Raw genomic sequence first — 25396 nt, 5'->3', positions numbered from 1 at the left:
ACTTCTAAACCTCATTCCTCTAAATAATTAGACCAGTATTTACCATGATAAAATAGATCTTTATTTTTAATTAATTTTTCTTCAGACCAATTCCACCATTTTAAATTTTCCAATATAGTAATTTTTTCTTGAGAAAAACGATATTTTATTAATTTAGCCGGGACACCCGCTACTATAGAATATGGTTCTACATTTTTTGTAACTACAGCTCCTGCAGCAATTATAGCTCCGTCACCTATACTAATACCTTGCATGATGATAACGTTATTCCCAATCCAACAATCATTCCCTATAATTGTTTCTTTAGAATACGGGTGAAATGTTTCTTTGTTACCAAAAATGTTCTCAGAAGAATACGTGAATGGTGATGTGGAAATAAACGCTACCGGGTGCTCTGGTAAGCCTATTCCGCAATTAGAACCAATAGAAGTAAATTTCCCTATATTAGTATATGATATCGAAGAATTTTCATTAATATACGAATATTTTTTTATTGTTGAATTAAAAAAAGTAACTCGTTTGTAAATTCTTGCTGTCGAGCTAACTTTTACTTTTCCGATCAAATAGGTCGAATATATTTTTTTATTTTTAAATTTAAATCTATAATAAAGCATTTTTAAAATTTTTTTCAATTTTTATAGTTGCTCCTTTTTTTAGCAATCCAACCAATTAAAATAGGGAAAACCACTATTATTTGTTGCATTCTATGTCTTACTGCACCACCAAAATAAACTTCAACTATACTATAAGAAATTAGAGATATTAAAGAAAATATCATTAAAAATAATAAGTAATTTTTCATATTATTTTTAGGAAATTTTTGTCGAACACTTAAAATTAGTAATAAAATAAATAGTATAAAAATAAATAATGAGTCTATTGAAGGTATTAAATACTCGTAACTAGTTTCCAACCAAAAAAAGGGTACAAAAATATAATAAAACGTCGTCAAAGGAGCTAATTTTAAAATATCTAACCAACTAGAATAATAAATTTGTGGTAAATATGAATTAAATTGAATCACCTGACTATACCTATAAGACATCAAATATTCAGGATTAATAAGACTTAGAAATCTAAAAACTTGTAGTTCTGAAAATACAAATATTATACTAATAGAAATAAATAAGCCAATAATTTTATAAAATATATTAATATTTTTAATCATCAATATAATGAAAATTAAACAAATAAATAATACAGGGGCATTTTGGGGCCTAATAACTATTATTAGAAACAATGAGATTATAAATAGAAACATATTTCTAAAATTAATATTTTTTTTGACTATAAGTAACAATGAAAACATAAATAATACAGTAGCAAAAATAATTAACGGATCTCTCAGAAGAAAAAGTCTATACATAAATAAGCTAGGGTAAAAAAATACTAAAATAAAAGAAAAATATTCTATACGTATTTCTGTAGTTTTTTCAATTTTTTCTTCACTTGCTTTAAAAGTGAAATATTTAAATATGTCTATACTAATTCGTACAATCATCATATATACTAATGCAATTAAAAAATTATTAAATATTATTACATTTAGAGCATTATCTCCAAAAAATATATAAAAAGGAACAATTATAAAATTTACAAAAAATACAGCACCAAAAGATTGTTCAACTATTGAGTTTCCAAAATAAAAGTGATTATCTATTGTTTGTAACGCTAAATTATGAAACAAGGAAGCGTCAGGTAAAGGATCTAATATTTGATAGTAATAATTTATTATAGATAACAATGAACTTAATCCGAAAAAAATTACACTTAATTTTTTTCGGAAACCATATCTTTTTGATATAGCAAATAAGCTAATTAAGAAAAAAATTATAAAAAGGAGAGTTATAAATAACTCTAATATATTATTCATTTAAATTTTACCTCTCACTAAAGTATTGTAAAAATAATATATACTTGCAAATTGAATTATTGAGGAACATATGTAAGAGTACCCGACCCCATATAACCCATAATTTTTGATACATACAATTGAAAAAATGATATAAATTAAACACCAAAAAAAAGATAATACTGGTTGAACAGCATATTTTTTTGCAGCCGTTAGCACAACTCCAATTACAATAGAAAAGTAATTAAATACTGATCCTACAATAAGTAATATTAGTAAAAAATTATGCTTAGAAATTTTTTCGTTATATATAGCTTTTAGCATATCCTCTCCAATAATGTATGTAATAAATATAGCGATAATACTTATTGTTATAATTAAAAAAAAGAAAATATTTATATCTTTTTTTAGTTCCTTAAATTTTTTGACATTATAGAGTTCAGAAATATAATTTATTTTAACTTGAATAATAGAATTAATAATCATATTTCCTAAAATTAAAATATAAGAAATAGATGAAAAAATAGCAATTTCTTCTGTCATTGAAAACTCAGCTAATATATATTTCGGAATGTTTATATAAATGATATTAAGCATAGAAGCTATTGCAAGTGGTAATGACATGAAAATTATTTTTTTTATATCATTATACTTTAATACTGTATTGAATATAATATTTATTATATTCAATGATGATTTAAATAGATCCCAAAAGAAAATTATTATAGCTATAATTACTATAAAAATAAGTATATAAGCTAACGATTTTTCTAAATAAATGAAAATCACAAAAGTAACTATATATAATATTGAGCGCACAATTTTACTTAAAGATATTTTATTTATTTGGTTGTTTTTTTGCCAATATGCATATACTAAATCACTCATGAGTTCAAAAGCTTTCCAAAAGAAAATTAAAAAAAAGATTTGTAAATTTTTAATTTCTATAAAAAAACTAAGCAGAAATATAGTTATTGCGGAAAAAATTAATAGTTGCATTCTAATTTTAATAAAATGTCCAATTGTGTAGTTAAGTATTCCTTGAGTTACATATATAGTACGATGTTGCATTTGAATAATAACAGTTATTGGTGCAATAACTGCTAAAAAATAAGTAAACATCCCTAAATAATCTAAAGAATAATTTTTAGATATCATACTTATCATATACCATTGTGAAGCTGCTATAGTTAATTCTCCTACTAAATAAATTATTGAATTAATTTTTTTCATAAAATGTTCTCTTTATTCCATAATATTTTATAATTGTCAGCCGAATTTGACCAACTTAACAAAGGAATTTTTATTCTTTGTTCAATTTTTTCTCCGAAATAAATCTTTTCTATAATTTCAGTAATTTCATCAATATTATTGAACGTAAATTTTTCATCATCATTTAATTGTACAGGTACTCCTACTGTTTTTGACAAAATAATCGGTGTATTACAATCAATAGCTTCTAAAGCTGATAAGCAAAAAGTTTCAAAAAAACTGTTTTGTATATATAAGTTACTTTCTTTTAAAAAGTTCATTACTTCCTTTTGTTCTAAAATACCTAGTTCATTTAAAAAAGGGTAATTAAAATTCGATTTGTCATTTAATTTACCGATTACGTAAAATTTCACACTATCTTCTGTAAGCTTATGCTTTTTCAAAAAATTTTCGATTCCTATGCATAATCCTTTAACACCTTTTTCAAGCCGATCTCCACCAAAAGAAATAATTTTTAAATTTTTTTGAACAAACTTAATAGTTTTATCACCTATAAAATCTGTTCCACCATTATTTATATAAACTACTTTATGTGAAAATTTAGGAAATGTACTTTTAATATTTAAGCAATATAACTCAGAGACAGCTACTATTTTATTTGCAAGCAAAAAAGACAGATATTCTTTAATAATTTTTATTTTTTTTTGTTGAAAGTTAAGTGCACTTTTTTCTAAATATAAAACTGATCCATGAGAAGTATGAAAAACTTTTTTATTAAAAATTCTAAAGAAAAAAGCGTATACTATTCCCTTAAAAGATAGTCCAGAAAAGTGTAGTACATCAAAATTTTTTAAATCTTTAAATAAATATTTTAATTGTTTATCTATTTGAATAAAGGTAATATTTCTTTCTTTTTTTAGTTCATTTTTTAATGAGACATCTACAATTGAAGGACCATTTCCTCCAAAAAAATCTCCTATATAAATAATTTCTTCTTTCAAATTAACTACCTCATTTTATATTCTTTTGCTCCATTAATCATAGTCCCGTATTTACTAAGAAAATTTTTTCTGTTAATTTTTAATTCGAAAGATTTTCGAATTAAAAATTGAAAAGAAATTACTGGCCATAAGGTTGGAAATAATGCTTTAAATACTGCTCCTTTAGCTTTTAAATATTCATTATTGTATCCTGTAAACCACGATGAATTTTCCATATTGACTCTTGCAATATTAACAGGAACGTACTGAATTTCCATTTTTCTTCTTAAACATTCTTTTAAAAAAATATTTTCTTCACCCATTAAAAACCTTGCTCCAGCTCCAAAGTCCTTATCAAAAAATATATTTTTTTTCTTTATTTCAGCTGTTTTGAAAGTGATTTCTACTGAGGATACCTTCATAATACTAAATATATTTAACTTTCTTGGTGATTTTTTATACATTTTTTTTCTACCACCAATTCTTTCTACATTAAAGACAATGATATCAGCATTAGGATATTCATTATAAGCTTCTTCTATAATATGTTCATAATTATCTACATAGATCATATCATCATCAGCTAAAATACTTACATCTGAATTACTATTTTTGATTGCTAAATTCCGACTATTACTTAAACCAGTTTCATTCACATTAATATATTTAAAACTATCAAAAATCAATCTTTCCTCATTTTTATTTGTTTGGTTAATAATAACACCTTTTGTAATATTTAACTTTTTATGTAAATCATAATTTGAATTCATTGTTGATACAAGAACAGATATATTCATAAAAACACCAACTTTATTTATTTTTTTTCAATCTTTTGATAGTGGCATTCACCATATAATTCAGAAAATAGTATATTGATTTCATTAAATTAATTTGTTCTATTTTTCTATATAAATACCAAGTACGTTTCAAAGCTTTTAGTTTATTAGAAGAGATTGATCCTCTTCTTTCCCTATAAACAGTTAAGTAGCTTTCATTATAACCATGTGCTCTTGGAATTTTTTTTAATATTTTTAACCAAGTTGCAGTGTCTTGCCCTCTTCTAATCAACGGCATATGAACTATAGGGATAATTTCTCTATCTACCACCACTGTCGAACATCCTATAATTGTATTTTTGAGTAATTTTTTGTATGTCATTATTGGTGGCACTTTTATTTCATTAATAAGTTCATTATTTTCATTTATTCTTATATAGTTTGTATATGTAAAAGGATACGAATATTTGTTCATAAAATTTATTTGAATTTCTAATTTATCTTCGAGCCATAAATCATCAGAATCTAAAAATGCAATGTAACGACCTTTAGCATTGTCGATTCCTTTATTTCTTGCTACTGCTGCTCCTGAATTATTGGGTAAAGTTATCAAATTTATTCGATTATCGTTTTTCATCATTTCCGTTACAACTTTAACAGTATTATCTTTCGAAGAATCATCAATTATTATTAGTTCAAAATTATTATAAGTTTGATTAATTACTGAATTAATACTTTCTTTCACAAATTCCTCACTATTATATGTTGGCATTATTATAGATACTAACGAATTTCTCATAAAATTATCTTGCTCCTTCTCCTGTTACGATAACTTTAATAGTGGACAACATGATAAAAAATTCCATTTTAAAATCTCTATTTTTTATATATTTTAAATCGTATTCTAATTTTTCAAACGGTGTTAAATCGTATCCTCCTTTAACTTGTGCTAAACCTGTAAGTCCTGGTTTAACAGACAATCTTTTTGAAAAGTCCTTGTTAATTTTTGTGAATTCATCTGCAAATATTTTTCTTTCAGGTCTCGGACCTATTAATGACATCTCTCCTTTTAAAACGTTAAATAGTTGTGGTAATTCATCAATTCTAGTTTTTCTAATTATAGAACCAATTCTAGTGATTCTAGAATCATTTATTTTCGCCCATTTTGCTCCGTCTCTTTCAGCATCACTATACATCGATCTCAATTTGTATATTGTGAAAATATTGTTGTTTCTTCCCAATCTATCTTGTCTATATAAAATCGGACCATTACTTTCAATTTTAATTAATATCGAAAATAATATGACAACGGGAACAGTGATTAAAATTAACAAGAGCGATATAAGTATATCTATAAATCTTTTAGAAATTTCAAAAAAAATATTTTTATTTTTATACTCAATGAAGCTTTCTAAATGATTTTGTTCTACGCTATTTTTAATCGTTTTTAATTTAACTCTCTCGACGACTACTTCATTAACTATATTGCTATTTTCAGTTAATACATTTTCTTTTAAAGTTTCCAAAGTTACACCTCTTTTAAGTTTTCTTCTAATATAGTTTTTAGCATGGACAATACTTCTTCCCTTAGATCGTCTCGTTGAACTGCAAACCTTATCGTAGTTTCAATAAATCCTAATTTTTCACCAATATCGTGACGAATACCATCAAATTCATAAACTAAAACAGGTTCTTTTTCATTTAGTCTAGTAATAGCATCCGTTAATTGTACTTCTCCACCTGACCCAATATTTTGAGTTTCTAAATATTTAAAAATTTCTGGTGTTAATAAGTAACGACCTAAGATTGCTAAATTTGATGGTGCCGTACCAAATGCTGGTTTTTCGACAAATGATTTTACCTTATGCAAGTTTTCTGAGATGCTTGTGCTTGGATCAACAATGCCATAGCGATGCGTGTCTTTATCAGCAACTGGTTGTACGCCGATAATCGAACTGTTCGTGATTTCATATTGTTCAATCAGCTGACGTGTACATGGAACGTCTGCTTGGACGATATCATCCCCAAGCATCACCACAAAAGGTTCATTGCCGATGAAGGCTTTCGCTTGCAGAATTGCATCTCCAAGACCTTTCGGTTTTGATTGACGGATGAAATGAATATTGATATTCGTTGTTGCCTCGACCAAATGTAATAACTCTGACTTATTTTTAGCAATTAAATTGGCTTCCAATTCCGGTACTGAATCGAAGTGATCTTCAATCGCCCGTTTCCCTTTACCGGTGATGATTAAGATATCTTCAATTCCCGATTCAATTGCTTCTTCGATGATATATTGAATTGTCGGTTTGTCGACAATCGGCAACATTTCTTTCGGCATCGCTTTTGTAGCCGGTAAGAATCTTGTCCCGAGACCTGCTGCTGGAATGACTGCTTTTTTTACTCTTTTCATGAAATCTACTCCTATTAGTAATTTTCAATTCCCATAATATAATCAAAATCCCATTCTTTATGTGAATTACGATAACACATCAATGACCTTTATTTCCATAAAGTTTTCCATATTTTAATAATGTAAACGTTAACATAGAAAAAAGAGAGTGTCATTTCACTCTCTTTACTAGATTTTACAAATATCACCTTATACCCACTGCCCCTTCCAGTTCTTCTCGACTGGATTCGGTGGATTAATGGTTACAAGTTGATTTAATAAAACAGCTTCATTGTTTTCGTACACTTCGTCATACAACCAGCCTTCCAGTTCTTGTGCCAAATACTTTTGGCACTGTTCCCAGTAGAACGGACGTTTCTCGATATGGTGGGCGTCTGATGCTACAAGGTGAGCCAAGCCGTTTTCGAGTAAAGCAACAGCGAACCGTTGAACATCCTTACCATACTTACCAATCAAACTCGCACATGTGACTTGACTGATTGCTCCGTTCGAAATCAATTCGAACAGGAGATTCGGGTTTTGGATGATTGCTTTATTTTTTTCCGGATGAGCAACAATTGGAATATAGCCATCTGAAATCAACTCAGCGAAGACTTGCCGTGCATATGACGGAATGCCGCTTGACGGAAATTCAATCAGTAAATAACGCGAATCTGCTAGTGGTAACGCTTTTCCATCCTTGATTTCTTCAATCAACTCCCCCGTTAGACGAATTTCGTGCCCCGGGTAGACAGTCAATGGAATATCACGTTGCTTCAGTAAGACGTTCAGTTCAGCGACCGTCAACCGGACATCGACGTCTTCCGTTTCAAACTGCGGGTGATAGAGATGTGGTGTCGCGATGATTTGCGACACCCCTTCCGCAACGGCTTGTTCTGCGAGTTGTAATGTATGTTCGACACTCGCCGGACCATCGTCAACGAGTGGTAAGAGATGACAATGCAAATCAACCATGATTGAACCCCTCACTCATAAGAATAGTAGTATTGGTATGCGGAATCATCCGTCAGTTCACGACGGTTTAAGACGACACCGAGAATTTTCGCTTCTGCCAGTTCGAGTTGTTCTTTCGCTTTCAAGACACGTTGGCGATCCGAAGTCGTACAACCAACGACTAACACAACACCATCTGTTAGTTTTGATGTGATCCGGCTATCCGCGACTTGGAGTAATGGCGGTGCGTCCAAAATGATTACGTCATACTCTTCACGGAGTTGTAAAATCAAGTTTTCCATCGACCGCGACGATAAGAGCTCTGCCGGGTTCGGTGGGATTGGACCTGCTGTTAAAATTGATAAGTTATCGACTTTTGTTGGTAAAACAGCTTTTTCAAGTTCGGCTTGGCGTGTCAAGAGACTCGATAAACCGAGACCGTTTGCGACCTTAAACGTATAGTGAACCGTCGGACGACGCATGTCGGTATCAATGATTAAGACCTTTTTTCCTTGCTGGGCATAGGCAACAGCGAGGTTCGATGACGTCGTCGATTTCCCTTCACTTTGCGTCGCCGAGGTAATGAGGATGACTTGAATCTCTTTATCAACAGCCATGAACTCGATGTTCGTCCGAATCGTCCGGTATTGCTCAGCAATCGGTGACTTCGGTTGTGTGACCGTAATTAAGTTCCGTGCGTCTTTATTCATTTTATTTTTCTTAGCCATATTGTTTTGCCGCCTCTCGTTTTGCTGCCTTTGCTGACGATTTAAAGACTTTACTGTCGATATCCGGGATACTACCTAAGACCGGTAGATCAAGAATTTGTTGAACTTGATCCTCTGTCCGAATCCGGCGGTCGAGGACTTCACGTAAGAACGCAAGACCGACTCCGAGTAAGAATCCGACAACAGCTGCAATCGCCGTGTTCAAGATGATGTTCGGGCTGACCGGTGATGTTGGAATCCCTGAGACGGATAAAACTTTGACGTTATTGACATCCATCAATTCAGTGATGTCATCACTAAAGACGTTCGCGACTGAATTGGCAACGTTTGATGCCAGGGCTGCATCTGTACTTTGGACAGAGACATTAATGACCTGCGAATTTTGTTCACTTTCGACGGTGATCATGCTGTTCAATGTATCAAGACTATTAGGTGCATTATCAACTTCTGCTTGGACTTTTTCTAAGATAGCTGGACTCTTAATGACGACACGATATGTATTGACGAGCGTGACGGATGATTGCACTTGTGACGCATCGATAACGCTGTTCTCTTGTTTTTGCGGTGTGACGAGAATTTGTGTTCCTGCCTGATAGGTCGGTTTAATCAAGAAGCTACTGACGGCAAATGCAATGACCGCTGCGACGATTGTCAGAGCGAGAATCCGCCAAAGCGACTTCCGTAAAACTGAAAATAACTCTTGTAAGCTAATCGTTTCATTCATGGGTTAATTATTCTCCTTTATTTGTCTAATGCAGTGACTTTTTTATCAACTAGGAATCAGTATAACAAAAAATTGGGAAATGGTTGAGATTATTTTAGGAAATAACATACGTTTATTGAAAAAGGTTGCGTATAATAGAGACATACATGTTTCTTTTTACATGAATTACCTGAATTCTACATAGGAGGAATTTTCTTTATGCACCGCTCTCTGCAAGCACTCCAATACTATACATCGCACTCCGAGGACGACATCATTCGTCTCCATGAACGCATCCGTTCGAGTCTCGCTTCGACCGAGTCGTTGACAGACACGATGATTCGTCTGACGGGAGATGCACCACTTATTCCTTTTAAGCAGGACACAGTCACAGTCGACGAATGGCAAAACTTTTTAGCAGGGAAACACCATGAAAGTCTGGCAGATTTTTATGGCATGCTCGTCGCCCGTCCAATTCTTACTGAAGATGGTCCGCTCGAAGATGACGAGCCGGAAGCACCTGCGACGTTATCACGGTCACAACGTGACGACAGTCCGCGTCGCCAAAAAACGAAGTCGATTGCTCCAGCACGTCCAAAACGGAAACTGCCGTGGGGCTGGATTGCTTTATTGATTCTTTGCTTCTTGCTTGGAGCCGGCGGAACGTATGTCTACTCGAACTACCTCGCAAGTCCGAAGTCGTCTGCACCGGATGCGACAGTCGAACAACCGGTCGCCGTCGAAGAATCAACGGCAGATGAAAAAACAGACGACAAGCCGGAAGCTAAACCGGAAGAAAATGTCCTTTATGTCAATACACGCAACAGTAACATCTACCGCGATGAAGCCTTGACGGACGTTTTATACGAAGCTGACTTCGGTGACGGCTACCGGATCCTTGAAGCGTCCGACTCGATCAGTAAAGTTGAACTGACTGACGAATTGACGGGCTACATCAAAAATGCCGATACGACAAAAGAGCTGTCGGGTGATGCCATTGCCGATGAAACATTACTGACGTGGGTCAACGATAATCTCGATACGAGCTTCGTTACCGAGACGCTCATTGACCTTATCGGCAAATCAAGCGCAGAGTTGAATAGTCTTTACGCAGCGCCTGACCGAACATTCAGTGACGACGTCAACGATTATCTTTTCTATGGAAATCATTTCTTTACGTTACAAAATGATCGTGTCATCGCCATCGACTGGTCTGAAGCCGATGTGACAAATGACAAGTTAGCGACACTCGCTCCACTGCAACTCGAATCGGAGACGACGGGACTCGTCATGAGTAACTCTTACCGCTTGCAACGCTTTGCAAAAGATGGGACCGACTTGAGTCGTGTCCGCCTCGCTGAACAAAACCTTTAAAATAAACAAAGGAGTGAGCCACGTCGGCTCACTCCTTTGTTTATCATTCGATTCCTAACGAGTACTGTAACGCTGTTTTTGTTTGTTCGAGTGAAGCGTCCGTCGGATGCCAGTAATAAATGCCATCCGCCTCTTTTCCACCCGTTCCTTCAAGCTTTAAATTTTCCTGATTTTTAAAAGCATCCATGTAGTCGAAAGCGAGTGTCCGCATCGGTTTGAACGAAACGTTCGTCTGCGCATTGTCCCCGACGACGTCCATGATTGCATTGAATTTACTGATTGAGACATCTGACGACAGTTTCGAGACGACTTGTCCGATGACATCGCGTTGACGCATCTGACGACCGAAGTCACCCCGTGGATCTTCATAGCGCATCCGTGTATACTTTAGTGCTTCGTCTCCATTCAGGTTGATTTTCCCGACCTCAAACTGTTTGTCCCCGACTTTGAAATCTAAGTCGTTATTGACCGTCACTCCGCCAACGGCATCGACAAGCGACGTGAACCCTTCCATATTGATTTCCGCATAGTAGTTAATCGGAATATCAAGGAAGTTTTCGACCGTCTTGATTGCCATCTCCGGTCCACCGAACGAATACGCATGGTTGATTTTATCGTTCGTCCCTTTACCGATGATGTCGACCTTCGTATCCCGGGGGATACTGACAAGACGACTTTCATTTCGTGTCGGGTTCAGTGTCATGACCATGATCGAGTCACTCCGTCCCCGTTCACCCGGACGTTGATCGACTCCAAGCAATAGAACCGAAACCGGTTTTTGTTTTTCGACGACGGCGTCACCGGTATTTTTGACCGGTGACTGAATTTTTTTGACCGTCTGATCGACTTGGTAATATGTATAGCCGATGAATCCGCCGATTCCGACGACGAGGACCAAGGCAATCAACAGCATGACCTTCAGCGGCGTCCACCGCTTTTTGACTTTGCGTTTCTTTTTGACGCGTTCCACTCTATCATTTCTCCTTTTATCTTGCGTATTATGTCGTACTTATGAGTTCTCATTTATATCGGTTCAGCATGAGCGCTCTTACAGTCGAGTATACAAAAAATAACTGCCTTTTTGTCAAAAACGGGAAAAAATGAAAAAAAGAGCCTGGTTTACAGACTCCTCAAACGATTGACGGACCTTCTGAAAGCTTGTTTATCCCTTACTCGTCGTTGGTATTATTAACGGGAGTTCCGATTCAAAAAAAATTGCCCGAAAAACGCATTGCTTCTCGTGACTCCTACGGGAAAAGCGCGTTTCGCGCTGTCAGAGGCAGGCGAGACCCTGCTCCTTGTTCGTCAGAATCAAGGAGCAACGGCTTTCGCCTCGCCCGAGGAAAGCACGAGAAGAAACATGCGTTTACATTAGCCATAAACTACAACTGTCTATCCGCTAAAAAAGCTGCTTACAGACTCTCACGTATCCTTATAACGATGCTTGTCCAGAGACGACATACGTTTTCTTTTTCGCATTGTAATCGAGCATGACGAGTTTTTTTGTTTTCGTTGCCGTCAGGAAGACGTATGTTTTCGACTTGCCTTTAATCGCAAGACCTAACTCAATTTCTTGTTTCGTTTGAACAGATGTTAAATCAATCGTATCAAGACCCGTCCACTCCCCAAGACCTTTTCCGGATAAAAGCGCATCGAGTTGTTTTTCTGTCATCCCCGTTTTGATTTTCGCACCCTTCGCGAGCTTCATCTTGCTTTCCCGTGCACCTGACGTCGTCGTCCCGCGGTACAAATCAAGCGATTTTGTCGTCAGCCGGTAGACGGAATCATTTTTCTTCGTCATGAACATCAACGTCGTTATCGCGGATGGGAAGTCTGCTTTTCTATCGTAGATGCTGTAGAGTGTCGTCTTTTGTCCTTGTGACGTGCTCGTCGCCTCTGCCTTTTGTTTCAAGACGGTCGAACTGCCCTTTTTCGTCAATTGTTTTTTGTAGTCTTTTCCGTAAATGACTTTTGCCGCCTGGGCAATCGTCATCCCTGGTGTCAATCCATTGTACTGTGTCGTCGCCTTCGTTTCCGTTGTTGTCGCCGCTTCAGCTGTTCCTGCAATCAATGTCGAACCGGCGATCAGTGTGGCGAGTGTCAGTTTAGCAAATGTTGTTTTCATGAATCTGTCCCACTTTCTGTTTAAGTTGTTTTTATTTGATATAGCGTACGGCTTTATCGGCGTCAAGTCGTCCGTATCCGTACGCCTTGTCATAACCGCTCTTCCCGAGGTCCTGGGCTGATTTTTTTAGAATCGACTCGACTTCGGTTGCTTTGAGCGTCGGCTTCAGGCTGTAGAGGAGACTTGCGACACCGGCGACATGCGGTGCTGCCATCGATGTCCCGCTCCAAAAGGCCGATTCGCCGTCACTGAGGTAACTCGGAATGTCTTGCCCTGGTGCGACGAGGTCAAGTTCGTCGCCATAATTCGAGAATGTCGACCGGCGATCAAACCGATTCGTCGAACCGACCGACAAGGCATACTTCGACCGTGCCGGATATGACAAACGGCTCGTCCCGTCATTCCCCGTCGCGACGACGACGAGGACACCTTGTTTCTTCGCATAGGCGAGTGCATCTTCAATCGCGAGTGATGAGAAACCGCCACCGAGACTCATATTGATGACCTTGGCTTTTTTCTTGACGGCATATATGATGCCTTTCGCGATGTTCGAGTTCGAGCCCGTATTGTTCGACGCGATGACTTTAATCGGAATGATTGATGCCTTGGCATTGATGCCCGACATCCCGTACGTATTGTTGCTGTTCGCTGCAATGATCGCTGCGACATGTGTACCGTGACCATGATCGTCGATGGCAAGCTTCCGTTTATGGACAAAGTCATAACCGAGATCCATCCGAACTCGCCCTGCGAAATCGGCATAGGTCGGATTGATACCCGTATCGATGACGGCGACGCGCGTCGTCGTTAAGTTTTTTCCGGCAATCCGTCGTTTCATCGCCTCAAAGTTGATGTCGGCTCCCTTGACGCCGCCGCGTTGCCCGGTATTGTTTAGCGACCACTGGTATTTCTTGAACGGGTCCACTCCGAGCCCCTGCATCTGTCCGTCAAGTTCGACGTAGGTGACGTCCGCTGACTTCGCTAGTTTCGCCTTCGCCGCAAGCGCTTGATAGACGGACGAATAGGTGAACTTCTCCATTTTTAGTCCTGCATCAATCGTCTCACTTGCGATCGCCTTCGTATTACGCGACAACTGCGCATGGTCACTATCCGCCGTGCGCATCTTGACGATCAAGCTCGTCGATTGTCCCGTCGCTTTTTTCTTCGCGACGACATCACGCATCGGTTGCAGACGTTCGAGTTTGAACGGGACCGTGAACGACGTATTTTTGCGTCCATTGATTTCGACGTATTGCCGCCCTTTCCAACTTAGCGGGAAGAATAATGATTCACCACTCACTGCGTCATAGCGTTCATAAACCAGTTGCTTCAAATAATCACTTTGCGTTTCGTAGACTGTGACGTCTTCTGTCTCGTCCGCTGCGAATTTAATATGTGTTCCTTCATTAACATAGTTCGCTGAGTCGAAATAAAATAACGCTTTTCCATTTTGGTCGAACGTTCCTTTCAAGTACCCTTTATGCGTTTTCGCACCCGGCGTCGGCATTTTTTTCGCGCCCGTGCCCGCCGCTTCTATATGTACCGGTAGTCCACTTGCAAGCAGTCCGACAATCGTCAGACTGAGTAACCATTTTTGCATCTCTTCACTCCTTTATTTAGGATCTCCCTCACGTATAATTATAATGGAAAATTTTATAAAATCTATTTATTTTTCTAGCTTATTCTCGCTTTTTTTACATCTATTTGAATATTATTTTGTGTTTTACTAAAAGATTATTGTCTAACTTGATTCAACAAATAAAAGAACCCTCAATCCATTTCTGAATTGAGGGTCCGTGTCGTGATTAGTTTAATCCGAGAAGAACTGCTTTCTCGTAACCACCAGTCAAGACAGAGTTGTCATACGACTGAAGATCTTTGTTGACTGTGATGACGTTCGACAATGTTTTGATCGTCCCTGCTGGAACTTTGATTTTCACGATGTCGAGTCCGTTTGATACGTTGTTATCCGAGTCAGCAAGCGAGATGCTCGTGCCGACCGGAAGGGCTTTTCCATTGAAGATGTATTGCGCCGTGCTCGTCGCATCATACATACCTGCGTACTGGACGCCTTCAGAGAACTTGATGCGGATGACGTCTTTTTCATCCTTCGCGTTCGCTGTCACTTTTTCGATTTCGAATGGTGAAGCGACCGGTGTGACAGGTGTTTTCATGAGTTTGAAGTCATGTGTCGCTGTCGCAACTGTGTTACCGACATCATCTGAAAGTGATTTGACGACGACTTTCCAGTCTTCGCCGTACCCTTTCATGTCGACGAGATACTGGAGACTCTCGTTCGCTTTAACACGGAAGTTCTTATCTGTTGTATCTGTATATCCGACAACCGAACCGTCGACTGTGACGATTTTGCCGTCTTTGTTTTTCCCGATAAATTCAACCGTCGTCTTCGGCGGGTTGACTAAGCCGTCAGCATTTTTGAGTGGTGTATCTGCTTGATCTTTCCCAAGCAATTTCACCGGCTCACTCATCATGACGTGGAAGTCTGTTGACATCATCACACGATCGATTGCTGTGATTTCAGCACTCTTCACATCCGGTGTGTTGAGTGGCGATCCGTCATAGTTCAAGTCGAGTGCAAGCGCATCGTTTTTCTCACCGTTCGCTTCTGCCTGGATCGCACCTTTTTCGAGCGTGATTTTGAACTTATCGTTGTAGTAGTTCTCTTTCGTATTGACGGTATCGTAGATGACTGTCCAGTCTTGTTTCATCTCGACAACCGCTTCGCCAGTCATTGCATCATACGATGTCACTTCAGCATATTCGCTGATGTCTTCGTATTTTTTAGATGTTGAGTTGTAGCGTTCGAGCTTCATTTTCGAACCATACAGAGCTTCGATGTCTGCTTTTTTCAGGTTCTTGCTGAACATGATGCGGAACTGCTCAGGCGACTCGACGACGACGCCAGCTGTCGGTTTGACTGTATCTGCTGCGACTGTGAAGTCGAGGTTTTGTGTCGTACCGATGTTCATTTCATCCGAACGCGCTGCGAAGTCCATCGTATCCCATACTTGAAGTGAATGTTTGCCGGCTGCGAAGTAGCCTTCTTTCACTCCTGGGTAGTTGTCGTTCAACATGATTTTGACTGTATCGCGACGATCGACACCCATTTTGTTATCGAAGCCGTAAGGAATGACAGTGAAGTACTTACCACCATACTGGCCATCGATTTTAAAGTTCGCTGTATCGATTGCTTCAGAGAATTTCACTTCGAGTTGGTTCAAGCCAATTGCTTTGACAGACGTTACTTCAGCAGGACGTGCATCCGTTAACTTGAAGCTTGCTTTTGATTTCACTTCTGTATCCGTGTTACTCGTGATTTTCGCTACCACTTTAACAACTGCGTTGTCCTGGAGTGGTGTTTCTTTATCAAGAATCAATTCGAACGCTTTTGGATTCGAAGGAATCGCTTTGACGCCGATGACATTTTTCATACCATCGAATTGTTCGATTTGAATGTTGTCGTTCGCCATATACTCTTCTTCATGAAGCGAAGGACGGACTTTATCGAGTCCGAACGATTTGAGGAGTAACTCACGCGAGACGGCTTTATCAAGGAAGATCGTGATGCGATCTGCTTGGTTCGATTCCGCTGCGAGCATGTTGATCATTTCAATCGGAGCCGGCGTGACGGCAATCGTGCTGAACTTGACTTTCGCTTCACCAGAAATCTTACCGATGAGGTTTTTGTAGTCGCCGTTCGCTGTTTCGATGATTTCCGCGCTGATCATCGCATCGAGGTCCGTGTTGCTGAACTCAGATGTGAGGATGACCGTTGCTTTCCCGTCCTGGATCGTCACACGTTCTTTTGAAAGTGCACCGAATGACGTTGATAATTTAAGAACGATGTCGTCTGCGTTCATGTCGACTTCACCTGTCGCTTTGTTCTTGAGTAAGAACGTCACTTCCGTGTTGTCGCCACCGTTCGCAACGATTGTCGATGCTTTTGGTGAGACTTCAAGCATCCAGATGTTTTCAACACCTTGTGTCATGAAGCTCATTGAACCGAGGTCACGCGCGACGCCGCCGATCATAATGTTTTTCGCATCGACCGTGTAGTCTTTATCATACTCAAGACCTGATACTTCAAGAACCGCTGATTTCTTGTCAGCACTGAGTGTCGCTGAAGTAACCGTTCCACCTGCGATTTTGAAGTTGTCGGCTGAGACACCATCAACGGCACGTGAGAAGGAAACTTCGACTTTTTCTTTGCCCATTGCTTTAGCAGACGTCAACATCGTCTTCGCGACTGTGAATTCCATTGCCGGAGACTTCATATCACCGACTTTAACGACGTAACTGTGTGTCCCTTCAGGAATACCAGATTGGGAAGCCATGAATTTACCGTCTTTGAGCATCCCTTTCGCGACGATCGGTGTCGCTGACATGTCTTTACCAGGGTAAATCATGAGTTCTGCTATCGCGTCAGCTGAAGCATACATGACGTCCGCTTTAACAGAAAGTGTCTGATCATCGACGCTTCCCATGACGTTCGAGATGTCGGCCGCTTTGACTTCATACTTGATTGAACCGGTTACGACTGAGTTTGCCCCTTTGTACGTATAGGCGATTTTATAGTTACCCGGTTTAGAAGTATCCGGTGTTTTGATGTTGAATTTACTGATTGGACGCTTGACGATGATTCCTGATTTATAGCGGATGCTGATCGTGCTCGGAAGCACGACTTTTTCGCCGACAGCGACTGGTGCGAGTTCTGGTTCGAGGACGTCGACTGGATAGTTTTGAAGTTCGACTTTGAGGATGGCTTTTTTCGTCGTTCCGGCGACTTTACCGTAAAGGACTTGATATTTGTTGATGTATTTTTTCTCGAACTTGATTGAACCGCTCCATTTGACAGAGCGCATTTCGTATTTACCGTTTGAAAGTTTGACTTTGACTTTCGTCGGTAAGACTAGTTTCTTAGTCGCATACTTCGAACCACCTGCATGCTTCATCAAGATGGGAGAGATGTATTTAACAGAGACCTTTGAAGCTGCGTCAGCAGCAACCGGTGCGACGACAGATGCCGTGACTGCGAGGGCAGCGGCAGCAGCGTACAATTTGTTCGATTTTTTCGTGTGAGCCATTTTTACGATTCCTCCTCTTATCTTTCAATACCAAATGTGACAACCCCAACTAGATAACCTACATTTTAAGTAAAATATTTCAATATATTTACTTAAAAACACGCAGTAATTCTCTATTCTTCTTTGGAGGAGTACGTTCTGTTTCACACGTCGACCTTCGCCTAACGTCGAGGCGATCGTCAGTGATTCATATGTATCCAGTTCGGGATGAACAAGAGAAAACTGTTGGAATTGCTTTATTCAAGCAATTCCCCGTGCTGTAGGTCCGTGCTCCTTCTCACTGCCTAATATACGTGAGTAAGTAAGCTACAGGTCAAATATACAAAACTCAGAATCAGAGGACAATAGGTTTTATGTAAAAAAAAGGGGAATAGTAGTAACCTGATAAATATATTAATAGGTTGTATATGGAAATTAAAAATCTGAACTCCCCTAGATTTGAAAACGCTCACAAAATTAAAAAACACCACTCTCCCTGGTCAAATAAATAGCGAGGGTCGCAGACGAAGATGAACCTTCAAACGTAGCCACGCTCCCGCTGGTTTTCAGAACACGAGCGTGACCCGCTTTTGTCTCAATCTCGTCCGTACTACATCCGCTTCCGGTTTCTGACGTCCATCGCCTCCAAAAAATCCGTCCGATTGAACTGATGTCGCGAATCCGCCATGACTTCAATCCGTTCACCGACTCGTCGGAGCTGAATCGGTAAGCCACGCCCGATCCAGTCCAGTTGCCGCTGCAACAAATGACGCGCCCGCTTCGTCTTTCGTTCCGCTTCGACGAACTGACGGATGTATTGCAAGACATACCCGAATCCAAACTCGATCGGAATCCGGAGCTCGACGCCGTCGTCCGTCACCCGAATCAACCCCGCGCCGTAATGAATCGCCCGCGACCACTCCTCGTCGACATGCTGCTCCCACCCGTTCATCAACGGTACGGCCTCAAGCTTTCCTTTAGGTCCACTCGGTTGCACCGTGAAATACTCAATTTTCATCATCCGTCTCCTCCACAAAAAAATAGGATGAACCCACTGATGGATTCACCCTATATAACAGGTCAGTTAGATGGATTGTTCGAAAATGTGTGGTGCGGTCGCCCGATGCCTTCATACTGGACGCCACCCGGTGCCTCGAGATGTTGCCAGCAGTTCCGTCCGTCAATCAAACGCGGCGTCTGCATGTGTTCCTGCAAGAGTTGCGGTGAGACGTACTTGATGTCATCCCATTCCGTCATGATGACGGCGACGTCCGCTCCCGCCACTGCTTCAGCCATCGTCGTTTTTTGGTCGAGCAGGGTCTTCGCTGCCGGGTCATAGCCTGTCACCTTCATCCCAAGCTGTTGCAGGCGTTCGGCCAATCGTAACGCCGGTGCGTCCCGTAAATCATCCGTGCCCGGTTTAAAGGCAAGTCCGAGCAGGGCGACATGCATGTCACGCTCGGGACGAATCTTTTCGAGCACGTATGCGAGCTGGGCTTCATTCGTCCGGTCCGCTGCTTCGATGACGTGAAGGTGCGTATCATGTGTGCGTGCAAGTGTCGTCAAGGCTTTGATGTCTTTCGGGAAACAGGATCCGCCGTAGCCAGCCCCTGCCCGGAGAAAGGCTGGACCAATCCGTGGATCAAGACCGATCCCGTGGGCGATGTCGTCGACGTTCGCCCCGACCTGGTCGGCAAGACGGGCGATTTCATTGATGAAGCTGATTTTGACGGCCAGAAAACTATTTGCCGCGTACTTCGTCAATTCGGCCGTCGTCGGATCAACATGGACGACCGGTGCGTCCGTCGTCTTGAGTAATTCCTCGAGCCGGAGCGCAAGTAGCGCGTCACGCGTCCCGATGACAATCCGGCTCGGTTGACGCATATCGGCGAGTGCCGTTCCTTCCCGCAAAAATTCCGGGACCATCGCGAAGCGGAGGGACGGATGCTCCGTACTCAACCGTTCCGTCGTCCCCGGAGGAACGGTCGATTTCAAGACGACCGATGCGCCGGGACTGATTGATTCAATCAACCGGACGACGGCTTCGACGGCTGAAAGATCGCAACTGCCATCTGCCCGTTCCGGTGTACCGACGGCGACGAGGTAGAGGTCCGAGACGGGGTACTCCGTCGTGAAGGTCAATCGACTTTGATTTTTTTCGAGTGCCTCGTCTATCCCTTGCTCCGTAATCGGCGCGATACCCCGTTTGAGCTGTTCCATCCGTTCTTTATTTAAATCGACACATGTCACTTCATGTCCCGCGTCCGCTAGTCCAATCGCTGTCACAAGACCGACATAACCGGTCCCAATCACCGTCAAATGCATACAATCACTTCCTTCGTTAGTTTCTCTGTCTTCACTATACGGGAGGACGAAAGATTTGTGCATCGAAAAAGCTTTTCGAATACGCTATACTAGTCATGGGAATGGGAGGAATGTCCGTGGCGATTATCATCTTTTGCCTCGTCTGTCTCTTCGCATATCGTATCCGGAAGCTTCCTGAAGCGATCCGGACGATCTTACTCATCCTCGGGTTATTCAGTGGATGGTTCGCGCTGTTTGAGATCATCAGTTATCTAGAAGCCAATCCGTATCTAGCCGCAATTCCGATCACACTCGGACTCGGGTATTGGTACTGGCGCCGTAAGAAAAAACAAAACACAACGACACCGCCATCTTCCTCATGATGGACTAGCCTGCCGACAAAGCTCACGAGCTCGTGAACTTTGTCTTTTTTTCGTCAAAAAAAGACTACCTCATGCGTAGAAGGTAGTCTTTCCTGGTTATAAACCGTTCGCTTTATGCTCGAGTGCGGCGATTTTTTCGTCAACATCCAGCAATTTCAGTTCATGTTCAAGCTCAAGACGACGTTTTTTACGTTTGAGCTGACTGATTTGTTCAGCAATTGATTCAGCCGTCGCTTCCTGTTTTGGTGGCACCGACTCGCTTTGCGTCTGATCCATCGATTGACGGAGTGGGTCGAACAAGTTCGATTTCGCAAACTTCGCCGCTTCCGGACCAAACATGTCATTGATGATCGGGAGGATTTTATTCATCGCCGTCCCCGGGATTTGTGACTTTTCATCGACCAGTCGTTTCAGCGCCAGTTCATCGACCAAGTAACCTTTTCCATCCTGTTCCGCATGCAGTTCGCCTGTCCGGATCCAGCGACGGACCGTCTCTTCCGATACACGTAACAATTCACTGATTTGTTTCGTCGTTAACATCGTCATCCCTCTTTCTGTTCATTTGATACTACAACTATACACACGTGTGTGCGTGTGTGTCAACCGATACACACATGAAAAAGCCTTCCGAACATAATCGTTCAGAAGGCTTTCATTTTATCCGTTTCGGCGTAAGAGGAACCACAGTCCGACAACTGCAAGTCCGGCACCTGTCGCAGCAAACGGGAATGGTGTTTCTTCCCCTGCTTGCGGCAACGTTCCAGACATTTTGGTCGAACGGGTCACGTCCGGCGTCTGCTCCGTTTTCGCTTTGACCGGCGTCGGTTTCGCTTGTTCGACCGGTTCAGCACGGACGACTTCAGCCGCCAAGAAAAATCCGAGCGTGTCTTCCGTCATCGTAAAGGTGGCTTCGACCGGCTTTCGTTTGAACAACTTCATGAATTCCTCGAGCTCCGGGAATTCTTCGTCGAGTTCTTCACCCTGATCTTCAGCCATCGCTTTCATGTCCGCTTTCGTGATGGCACCTGAAAAATCTTCGAAGTCAAGCAACGCATCCAAATCCAAATGATGCATCGCTTTTACAAGATACCCTGATTTCACTTCTGTTTTAACCGAGTACGTCCCCGGTTCGAGTTCAATCATCATTGCTTCATTCGCACCGACTGTTTCTTTGTAGACATCTTCTCCGGTAATCGTGTCCGTCACCGTATACGTCGCAGGCACGCCCGTTTCTGTATAGCCCGGTCGTTGATTCGCATCCGCGTCAAAGAAGTTTGTGACGAGCAAGAGGTTTGAGAAGTCTTCTTCTTCCTCACCGCCATACAGCCCTGCATCAATCTCTGCCGTTTGACCGGCTTTCAGCCTTAAATAAAGGTAACCGTCCTCTTCATCTAAATCCGAATCGATCAGTCGGTCGTCACCGACGTTTTGAGGCGAGTTGTAGTAATAGCCCATGTCAAATCCGTCCATCTCGACGTCGTACTCACCCGGCTTCAGGTTCGAGAACGTGTAGCGGCCTTCCTTCGTATACACTTCGTCGACGACATCTTCATCATGATTCAACAGCAATACAGGAATATCATCGAGTAACAACTCGCCACTTTGACGAATCCCGTCCATGTTCTCGTCATACCAGACGGTTCCACTGATTGTTCCCGTTGTTGCTTTGACAGGCTTTTCTTTTGTTGGTTCTTCTTTAGTCGGCTCTTCTTTTGTTGGCTCTTCTTTTACTGGTTCTTCAGTCGCAGGATCGACTTGTGGCTCTTCTGTTGTCGGCTCTTCCGTTACCGGCTCCTCCGTCGTCGGTTCTTCTGCTGCCGGCTCTTCTGTCACGACACGTCCGAACTCGACGAGAATGTTCTTCGATTGATCGACCGCAACGATATTGATCGTCGGTGCCGTTTCAGCCGTGAACGTCACGACCGGTGTTTTCGCGATATCGATGTTTTTCCCCGTCACTTCGCCTTCGAAGACGAGCATCGTTTCTGATTCGAGATCGACGAGTCCTTCCCCTGTGAAGGTCAGGGTGTACGGATTCGTCCCCGTTCCCGTGACGTCCCAACTCACCGGTGCTGCTTGTACCGGAAGAATGACACTAAAGCTCAGTACCAGTGCAATAAGATACATGCTAAGTTTTCGCATTATGTAAGTATTCGCTCCATTCTAAAAATATGTTCTGCCTAAATTTTAAACAATACAGGAAAAATAAACCACCTAAAACTTTAAATTGCATTATCTTTTTTTCAAAAAAAGAGACTGCCCCTTCCCTTCAGGAAGAAAGCAGCCGTTCACTCGACTTTTAGACGAGTCGCTCGCAAGCTGTCGCGCACGCTTCACACGCTTCAGCACATTTTTGACAATGGTCATGATCATGTCCGGCACATTCTTTCGCACACGCACGACAAATCTCGATACAGGCTTTCGCGAGTACAGATACGTTCGAGCTGTTTCGAGCAATCGCTTGACTGAGCAGACCACATATATCGGCACAATCCCGATCGAGTCGGATACAGCCCGTCATATGCGCGACGTGTTCCTCATTCAAACAGGCATCGAAGCACGCGTTGCAGGCCATGATGCAAGCATTCAGTTCTGTTAAGACAGCTTGATGGTTTTCAGACATCATCCAAGTCCTCCCTATACGTATAGTAGGTACTACTCTTATTTAGTTTCCCTAACATCTTCATCACAAACATCAAAAAAGAAGCATGCGAGAACCGGGGAATCCAAGTGGCTCTCGTATGCTTCTCATTTGGTTTAACGGACGATTTCGAGCGGAATCTCAATGCCACGCCCGGCTCCCGCATCAATAATCAACACAGGGAGTCGTTCTTCATCAAAGATATCCTCTTCAATCGTCGTATCTGCCGTATAGGTCCGAACTTCGCCCATCTTCTTCGCTTCGAACGAGACGAACGGGAACGGAATCGATTGATTGGCGACATCGAGTCGGATGTCGACTTGTTGATCGTCAAGACGAATGTCATTCGCCGTTCGAATCGTCAAGCGCATCCGGTCCTTTTCCGTCAAGGAGACTTGAGCGGAAATGTTTTCCGTTTGTCCGGCACGTTTGACAGGATCAATGAAGACCGTCGGGGAAGCCGTCTTCACCACGTCAGCACGCTGACAACCCGGAATGATGAGTAAGGATATAGCAAGGGGGATCAACCAGCGTTTCATCAGCAGGTCACTTAATCGCGAAAGTTAGTTCAGCAGTACAGGCGACTTCCCCATCGACCGTAGCTGTAGCACGCCCTTTACCGATCGGTCCACGCAGTTTCGTCAATTCGACTTCCAGTCGGAGCTGATCACCGGGTACGACTTGACGTTTGAAACGGCAATTTTCAATACCTGCGAAAAATGCGAGTTTTCCTTGGTTTTGTTCCATTTTCAGTACAGCGAATGCACCGACTTGCGCTAATGCCTCGACGATCAGTACGCCAGGCATGACATTGTAATCCGGAAAATGGCCATTGAAGAATTCTTCATTCGCCGTGACGTTCTTGATGCCAACCGCTCGTTTACCTTCTTCGACTTCAAGAATCCGGTCAACGAGTAAAAACGGGTAACGGTGCGGAATCACTTCTTTTATCTGTTCAATCGTATACATATCTACAGCTCCAATCACTGATTAATCTAAGCCTTCATCCAAAAATCGGTGATGCGGGTCCACGTATCGAGCTTCAATACATCCATCGCTTCGCCACCACCAAACGTCGCGTATCCAACCATCGCGCCTACGACGAGTGCAATCACGACGAGAACCAATACAATCAGTAATCGTACAAGAATCGGTACACGACGAGAGGAATACTCGCGAAGACGTTTACGCTGCTTCTGCTCCGGGTTTTCTTGATGTTCCTGATTCGGCTCTTTTTGATGCCGTTTCAGACGTTCACGTGTCGGTTGACCCGTTCCTGCTTGGTTTTGTACCATCTTGATCACCTTTCATTGAGTCAGTCTAAAGAACAGTATAGCACATTAGTACCTGGTATTAAATAGTTCCGATTTAGCTACAAGTTTGCTCTTTTTCCAAGTGTAACATGAGGAATCAAACAACATATAAAAAAATTTCGCATTGTGTATATAAGGAAAGAAAAAACACTTCCCCATATTTTTCGATATTCTTTCACAAATTTTAAATCCAATTCATATCCTTGCGCGTAAGCTACACAGAACGGCAAACAGAACGACTACTGAAACGCATCATAATTACGTTTTAAGATTTTTTCAACTTTTTAAAACTTTTTTAAATCCAAATGCCTCACTCCTTCGTAGGCTTTTCAGAAGGATGAAACAGAAACTACCAAAACTACTAAAAATTGAGAGGAATGATTACAGATGAAACATACTAAAAAATTCGCAGCATCAGCAATGGCAGCAGCACTCGTATTACCAGGAACGGCGGCATTCGCATCAGGCGGCGCATCGGACGACACGATGATGCATGAGGACAAAGCAAAAAACGTCACGGTCAAAACGAAAGCAGCAGATCTTCGTGCGACACTCGACCAATTGCTTTCTGAGCA

Annotated in this window: 25 protein-coding genes and 1 pseudogene; 3 read left to right on the top strand and 23 right to left on the bottom strand. The window is 41.2% G+C overall.

The window, feature by feature from the left end:
• Positions 1-11: 11 nt before the first annotated feature.
• The 11 genes from KNQ05_RS00130 to KNQ05_RS00080 form a co-directional block, all read right to left on the bottom strand.
• Positions 12-632, bottom strand: a complete 621-nt coding sequence (locus KNQ05_RS00130) for a CatB-related O-acetyltransferase (RefSeq protein WP_214804250.1) — start codon at positions 630-632, stop codon at positions 12-14.
• Positions 629-1873 carry a hypothetical protein gene (locus tag KNQ05_RS00125; RefSeq protein WP_214804249.1) on the bottom strand — a complete coding sequence of 415 codons (1245 nt, stop codon included), beginning with the start codon at positions 1871-1873 and terminating at the stop codon, positions 629-631. The genes KNQ05_RS00130 and KNQ05_RS00125 overlap by 4 nt, the downstream gene beginning before the upstream one ends.
• On the bottom strand, positions 1874-3085 hold the full coding sequence (locus KNQ05_RS00120) for a lipopolysaccharide biosynthesis protein (RefSeq protein ID WP_214804248.1): 1212 nt from the start codon (positions 3083-3085) through the stop codon (positions 1874-1876).
• A complete protein-coding gene (locus tag KNQ05_RS00115; RefSeq protein ID WP_214804247.1) occupies positions 3082-4065 on the bottom strand; it encodes a glycosyltransferase family 4 protein in 984 nt (327 codons plus the stop codon). Before KNQ05_RS00115 ends, KNQ05_RS00120 begins: the two co-directional genes overlap by 4 nt.
• 5 nt (positions 4066-4070) lie before the next feature.
• Positions 4071-4841 (bottom strand): glycosyltransferase family A protein, encoded by a 771-nt coding sequence (locus KNQ05_RS00110; RefSeq protein WP_214804246.1) that lies wholly within the window; start codon positions 4839-4841, stop codon positions 4071-4073.
• Between the two features lie 13 nt (positions 4842-4854).
• Positions 4855-5619 (bottom strand): glycosyltransferase family 2 protein, encoded by a 765-nt coding sequence (locus tag KNQ05_RS00105; RefSeq protein WP_214804245.1) that lies wholly within the window; start codon positions 5617-5619, stop codon positions 4855-4857.
• 4 nt (positions 5620-5623) lie between these two features.
• Positions 5624-6262 carry a sugar transferase gene (locus KNQ05_RS00100; protein WP_214805034.1) on the bottom strand — a complete coding sequence of 213 codons (639 nt, stop codon included), beginning with the start codon at positions 6260-6262 and terminating at the stop codon, positions 5624-5626.
• Between the two features lie 86 nt (positions 6263-6348).
• Positions 6349-7233 carry a UTP--glucose-1-phosphate uridylyltransferase GalU gene (galU, locus tag KNQ05_RS00095; RefSeq protein ID WP_214804244.1) on the bottom strand — a complete coding sequence of 295 codons (885 nt, stop codon included), beginning with the start codon at positions 7231-7233 and terminating at the stop codon, positions 6349-6351.
• Positions 7234-7422: 189 nt separating this feature from the next.
• Positions 7423-8187, bottom strand: coding sequence for a tyrosine-protein phosphatase (locus KNQ05_RS00090; protein WP_214804243.1), 765 nt, complete (start codon positions 8185-8187; stop codon positions 7423-7425).
• An 11-nt stretch (positions 8188-8198) separates the two neighbouring features.
• Positions 8199-8894, bottom strand: coding sequence for a CpsD/CapB family tyrosine-protein kinase (locus KNQ05_RS00085; RefSeq protein ID WP_214804242.1), 696 nt, complete (start codon positions 8892-8894; stop codon positions 8199-8201).
• Complete coding sequence (locus KNQ05_RS00080) at positions 8887-9618, bottom strand: YveK family protein (protein ID WP_088837932.1); 732 nt, start codon at positions 9616-9618, stop codon at positions 8887-8889. The genes KNQ05_RS00085 and KNQ05_RS00080 overlap by 8 nt, the downstream gene beginning before the upstream one ends.
• Before the next feature lie 198 nt (positions 9619-9816).
• Here KNQ05_RS00080 and KNQ05_RS00075 point away from each other — a divergent pair, with 198 nt between their 5' ends.
• Positions 9817-10971, top strand: a complete 1155-nt coding sequence (locus KNQ05_RS00075; protein WP_214804241.1) for a hypothetical protein — start codon at positions 9817-9819, stop codon at positions 10969-10971.
• 43 nt (positions 10972-11014) lie between these two features.
• On the opposite strand, the gene KNQ05_RS00070 is transcribed toward KNQ05_RS00075, so the two are convergent.
• The 6 genes from KNQ05_RS00070 to KNQ05_RS00045 form a co-directional block, all read right to left on the bottom strand.
• Positions 11015-11941, bottom strand: a complete 927-nt coding sequence (locus KNQ05_RS00070) for an LCP family glycopolymer transferase (protein ID WP_088837934.1) — start codon at positions 11939-11941, stop codon at positions 11015-11017.
• 462 nt (positions 11942-12403) lie between these two features.
• Positions 12404-13096 carry a hypothetical protein gene (locus tag KNQ05_RS00065; RefSeq protein WP_088837935.1) on the bottom strand — a complete coding sequence of 231 codons (693 nt, stop codon included), beginning with the start codon at positions 13094-13096 and terminating at the stop codon, positions 12404-12406.
• Between the two features lie 31 nt (positions 13097-13127).
• Positions 13128-14696, bottom strand: a complete 1569-nt coding sequence (locus KNQ05_RS00060) for a S8 family peptidase (RefSeq protein ID WP_214804240.1) — start codon at positions 14694-14696, stop codon at positions 13128-13130.
• A 205-nt stretch (positions 14697-14901) separates the two neighbouring features.
• The gene (locus KNQ05_RS00055) at positions 14902-18201 is read right to left on the bottom strand and encodes a hypothetical protein (protein WP_214804239.1); all 3300 of its coding nucleotides are present in this window, start codon (positions 18199-18201) and stop codon (positions 14902-14904) included.
• Positions 18202-18790: 589 nt separating this feature from the next.
• On the bottom strand, positions 18791-19201 hold the full coding sequence (locus tag KNQ05_RS00050; protein WP_251132463.1) for a hypothetical protein: 411 nt from the start codon (positions 19199-19201) through the stop codon (positions 18791-18793).
• 59 nt (positions 19202-19260) lie between these two features.
• The gene (locus KNQ05_RS00045) at positions 19261-20505 is read right to left on the bottom strand and encodes a UDP-glucose dehydrogenase family protein (protein ID WP_214804238.1); all 1245 of its coding nucleotides are present in this window, start codon (positions 20503-20505) and stop codon (positions 19261-19263) included.
• Between the two features lie 110 nt (positions 20506-20615).
• On the opposite strand from KNQ05_RS00045, the gene KNQ05_RS00040 reads away from it, so the two are divergent.
• On the top strand, positions 20616-20867 hold the full coding sequence (locus KNQ05_RS00040; protein WP_251132049.1) for a hypothetical protein: 252 nt from the start codon (positions 20616-20618) through the stop codon (positions 20865-20867).
• Positions 20868-20963: 96 nt separating this feature from the next.
• Here the strand turns inward: KNQ05_RS00040 and KNQ05_RS00035 are convergent, their stop codons facing one another.
• The 6 genes from KNQ05_RS00035 to KNQ05_RS00010 all read right to left on the bottom strand — a co-directional run bounded on the left by KNQ05_RS00035 (position 20964) and on the right by KNQ05_RS00010 (position 24803).
• A complete protein-coding gene (locus KNQ05_RS00035) occupies positions 20964-21407 on the bottom strand; it encodes a helix-turn-helix domain-containing protein (protein WP_088837940.1) in 444 nt (147 codons plus the stop codon).
• 117 nt (positions 21408-21524) lie between these two features.
• Positions 21525-23009: an SdrD B-like domain-containing protein gene (locus KNQ05_RS00030; RefSeq protein WP_214804237.1), complete on the bottom strand. Its 1485-nt coding sequence runs from the start codon at positions 23007-23009 to the stop codon at positions 21525-21527.
• Positions 23010-23166: 157 nt separating this feature from the next.
• Positions 23167-23493 (bottom strand): four-helix bundle copper-binding protein, encoded by a 327-nt coding sequence (locus KNQ05_RS00025; RefSeq protein WP_088837942.1) that lies wholly within the window; start codon positions 23491-23493, stop codon positions 23167-23169.
• A gap of 131 nt (positions 23494-23624) precedes the next feature.
• Positions 23625-24047 (bottom strand): hypothetical protein, encoded by a 423-nt coding sequence (locus tag KNQ05_RS00020; RefSeq protein WP_088837943.1) that lies wholly within the window; start codon positions 24045-24047, stop codon positions 23625-23627.
• Between the two features lie 7 nt (positions 24048-24054).
• Positions 24055-24477, bottom strand: coding sequence for a 3-hydroxyacyl-ACP dehydratase FabZ (gene fabZ / locus KNQ05_RS00015; protein ID WP_012371522.1), 423 nt, complete (start codon positions 24475-24477; stop codon positions 24055-24057).
• A 26-nt stretch (positions 24478-24503) separates the two neighbouring features.
• Positions 24504-24803 carry a DNA-directed RNA polymerase subunit beta gene (locus KNQ05_RS00010; RefSeq protein WP_029331713.1) on the bottom strand — a complete coding sequence of 100 codons (300 nt, stop codon included), beginning with the start codon at positions 24801-24803 and terminating at the stop codon, positions 24504-24506.
• A gap of 405 nt (positions 24804-25208) precedes the next feature.
• On the opposite strand from KNQ05_RS00010, the pseudogene KNQ05_RS00005 reads away from it, so the two are divergent.
• Positions 25209-25396 (top strand): annotated as a pseudogene (locus tag KNQ05_RS00005) (copper amine oxidase); the annotation flags it as partial.

The organism is Exiguobacterium sp. s125 (assembly GCF_018618605.1).
Lineage (GTDB): Bacteria > Bacillota > Bacilli > Exiguobacteriales > Exiguobacteriaceae > Exiguobacterium_A > Exiguobacterium_A oxidotolerans.
The sequence above is the reverse complement of the archived record's forward strand: the minus strand, read 5'-3'. Positions and strand labels throughout refer to the sequence as shown.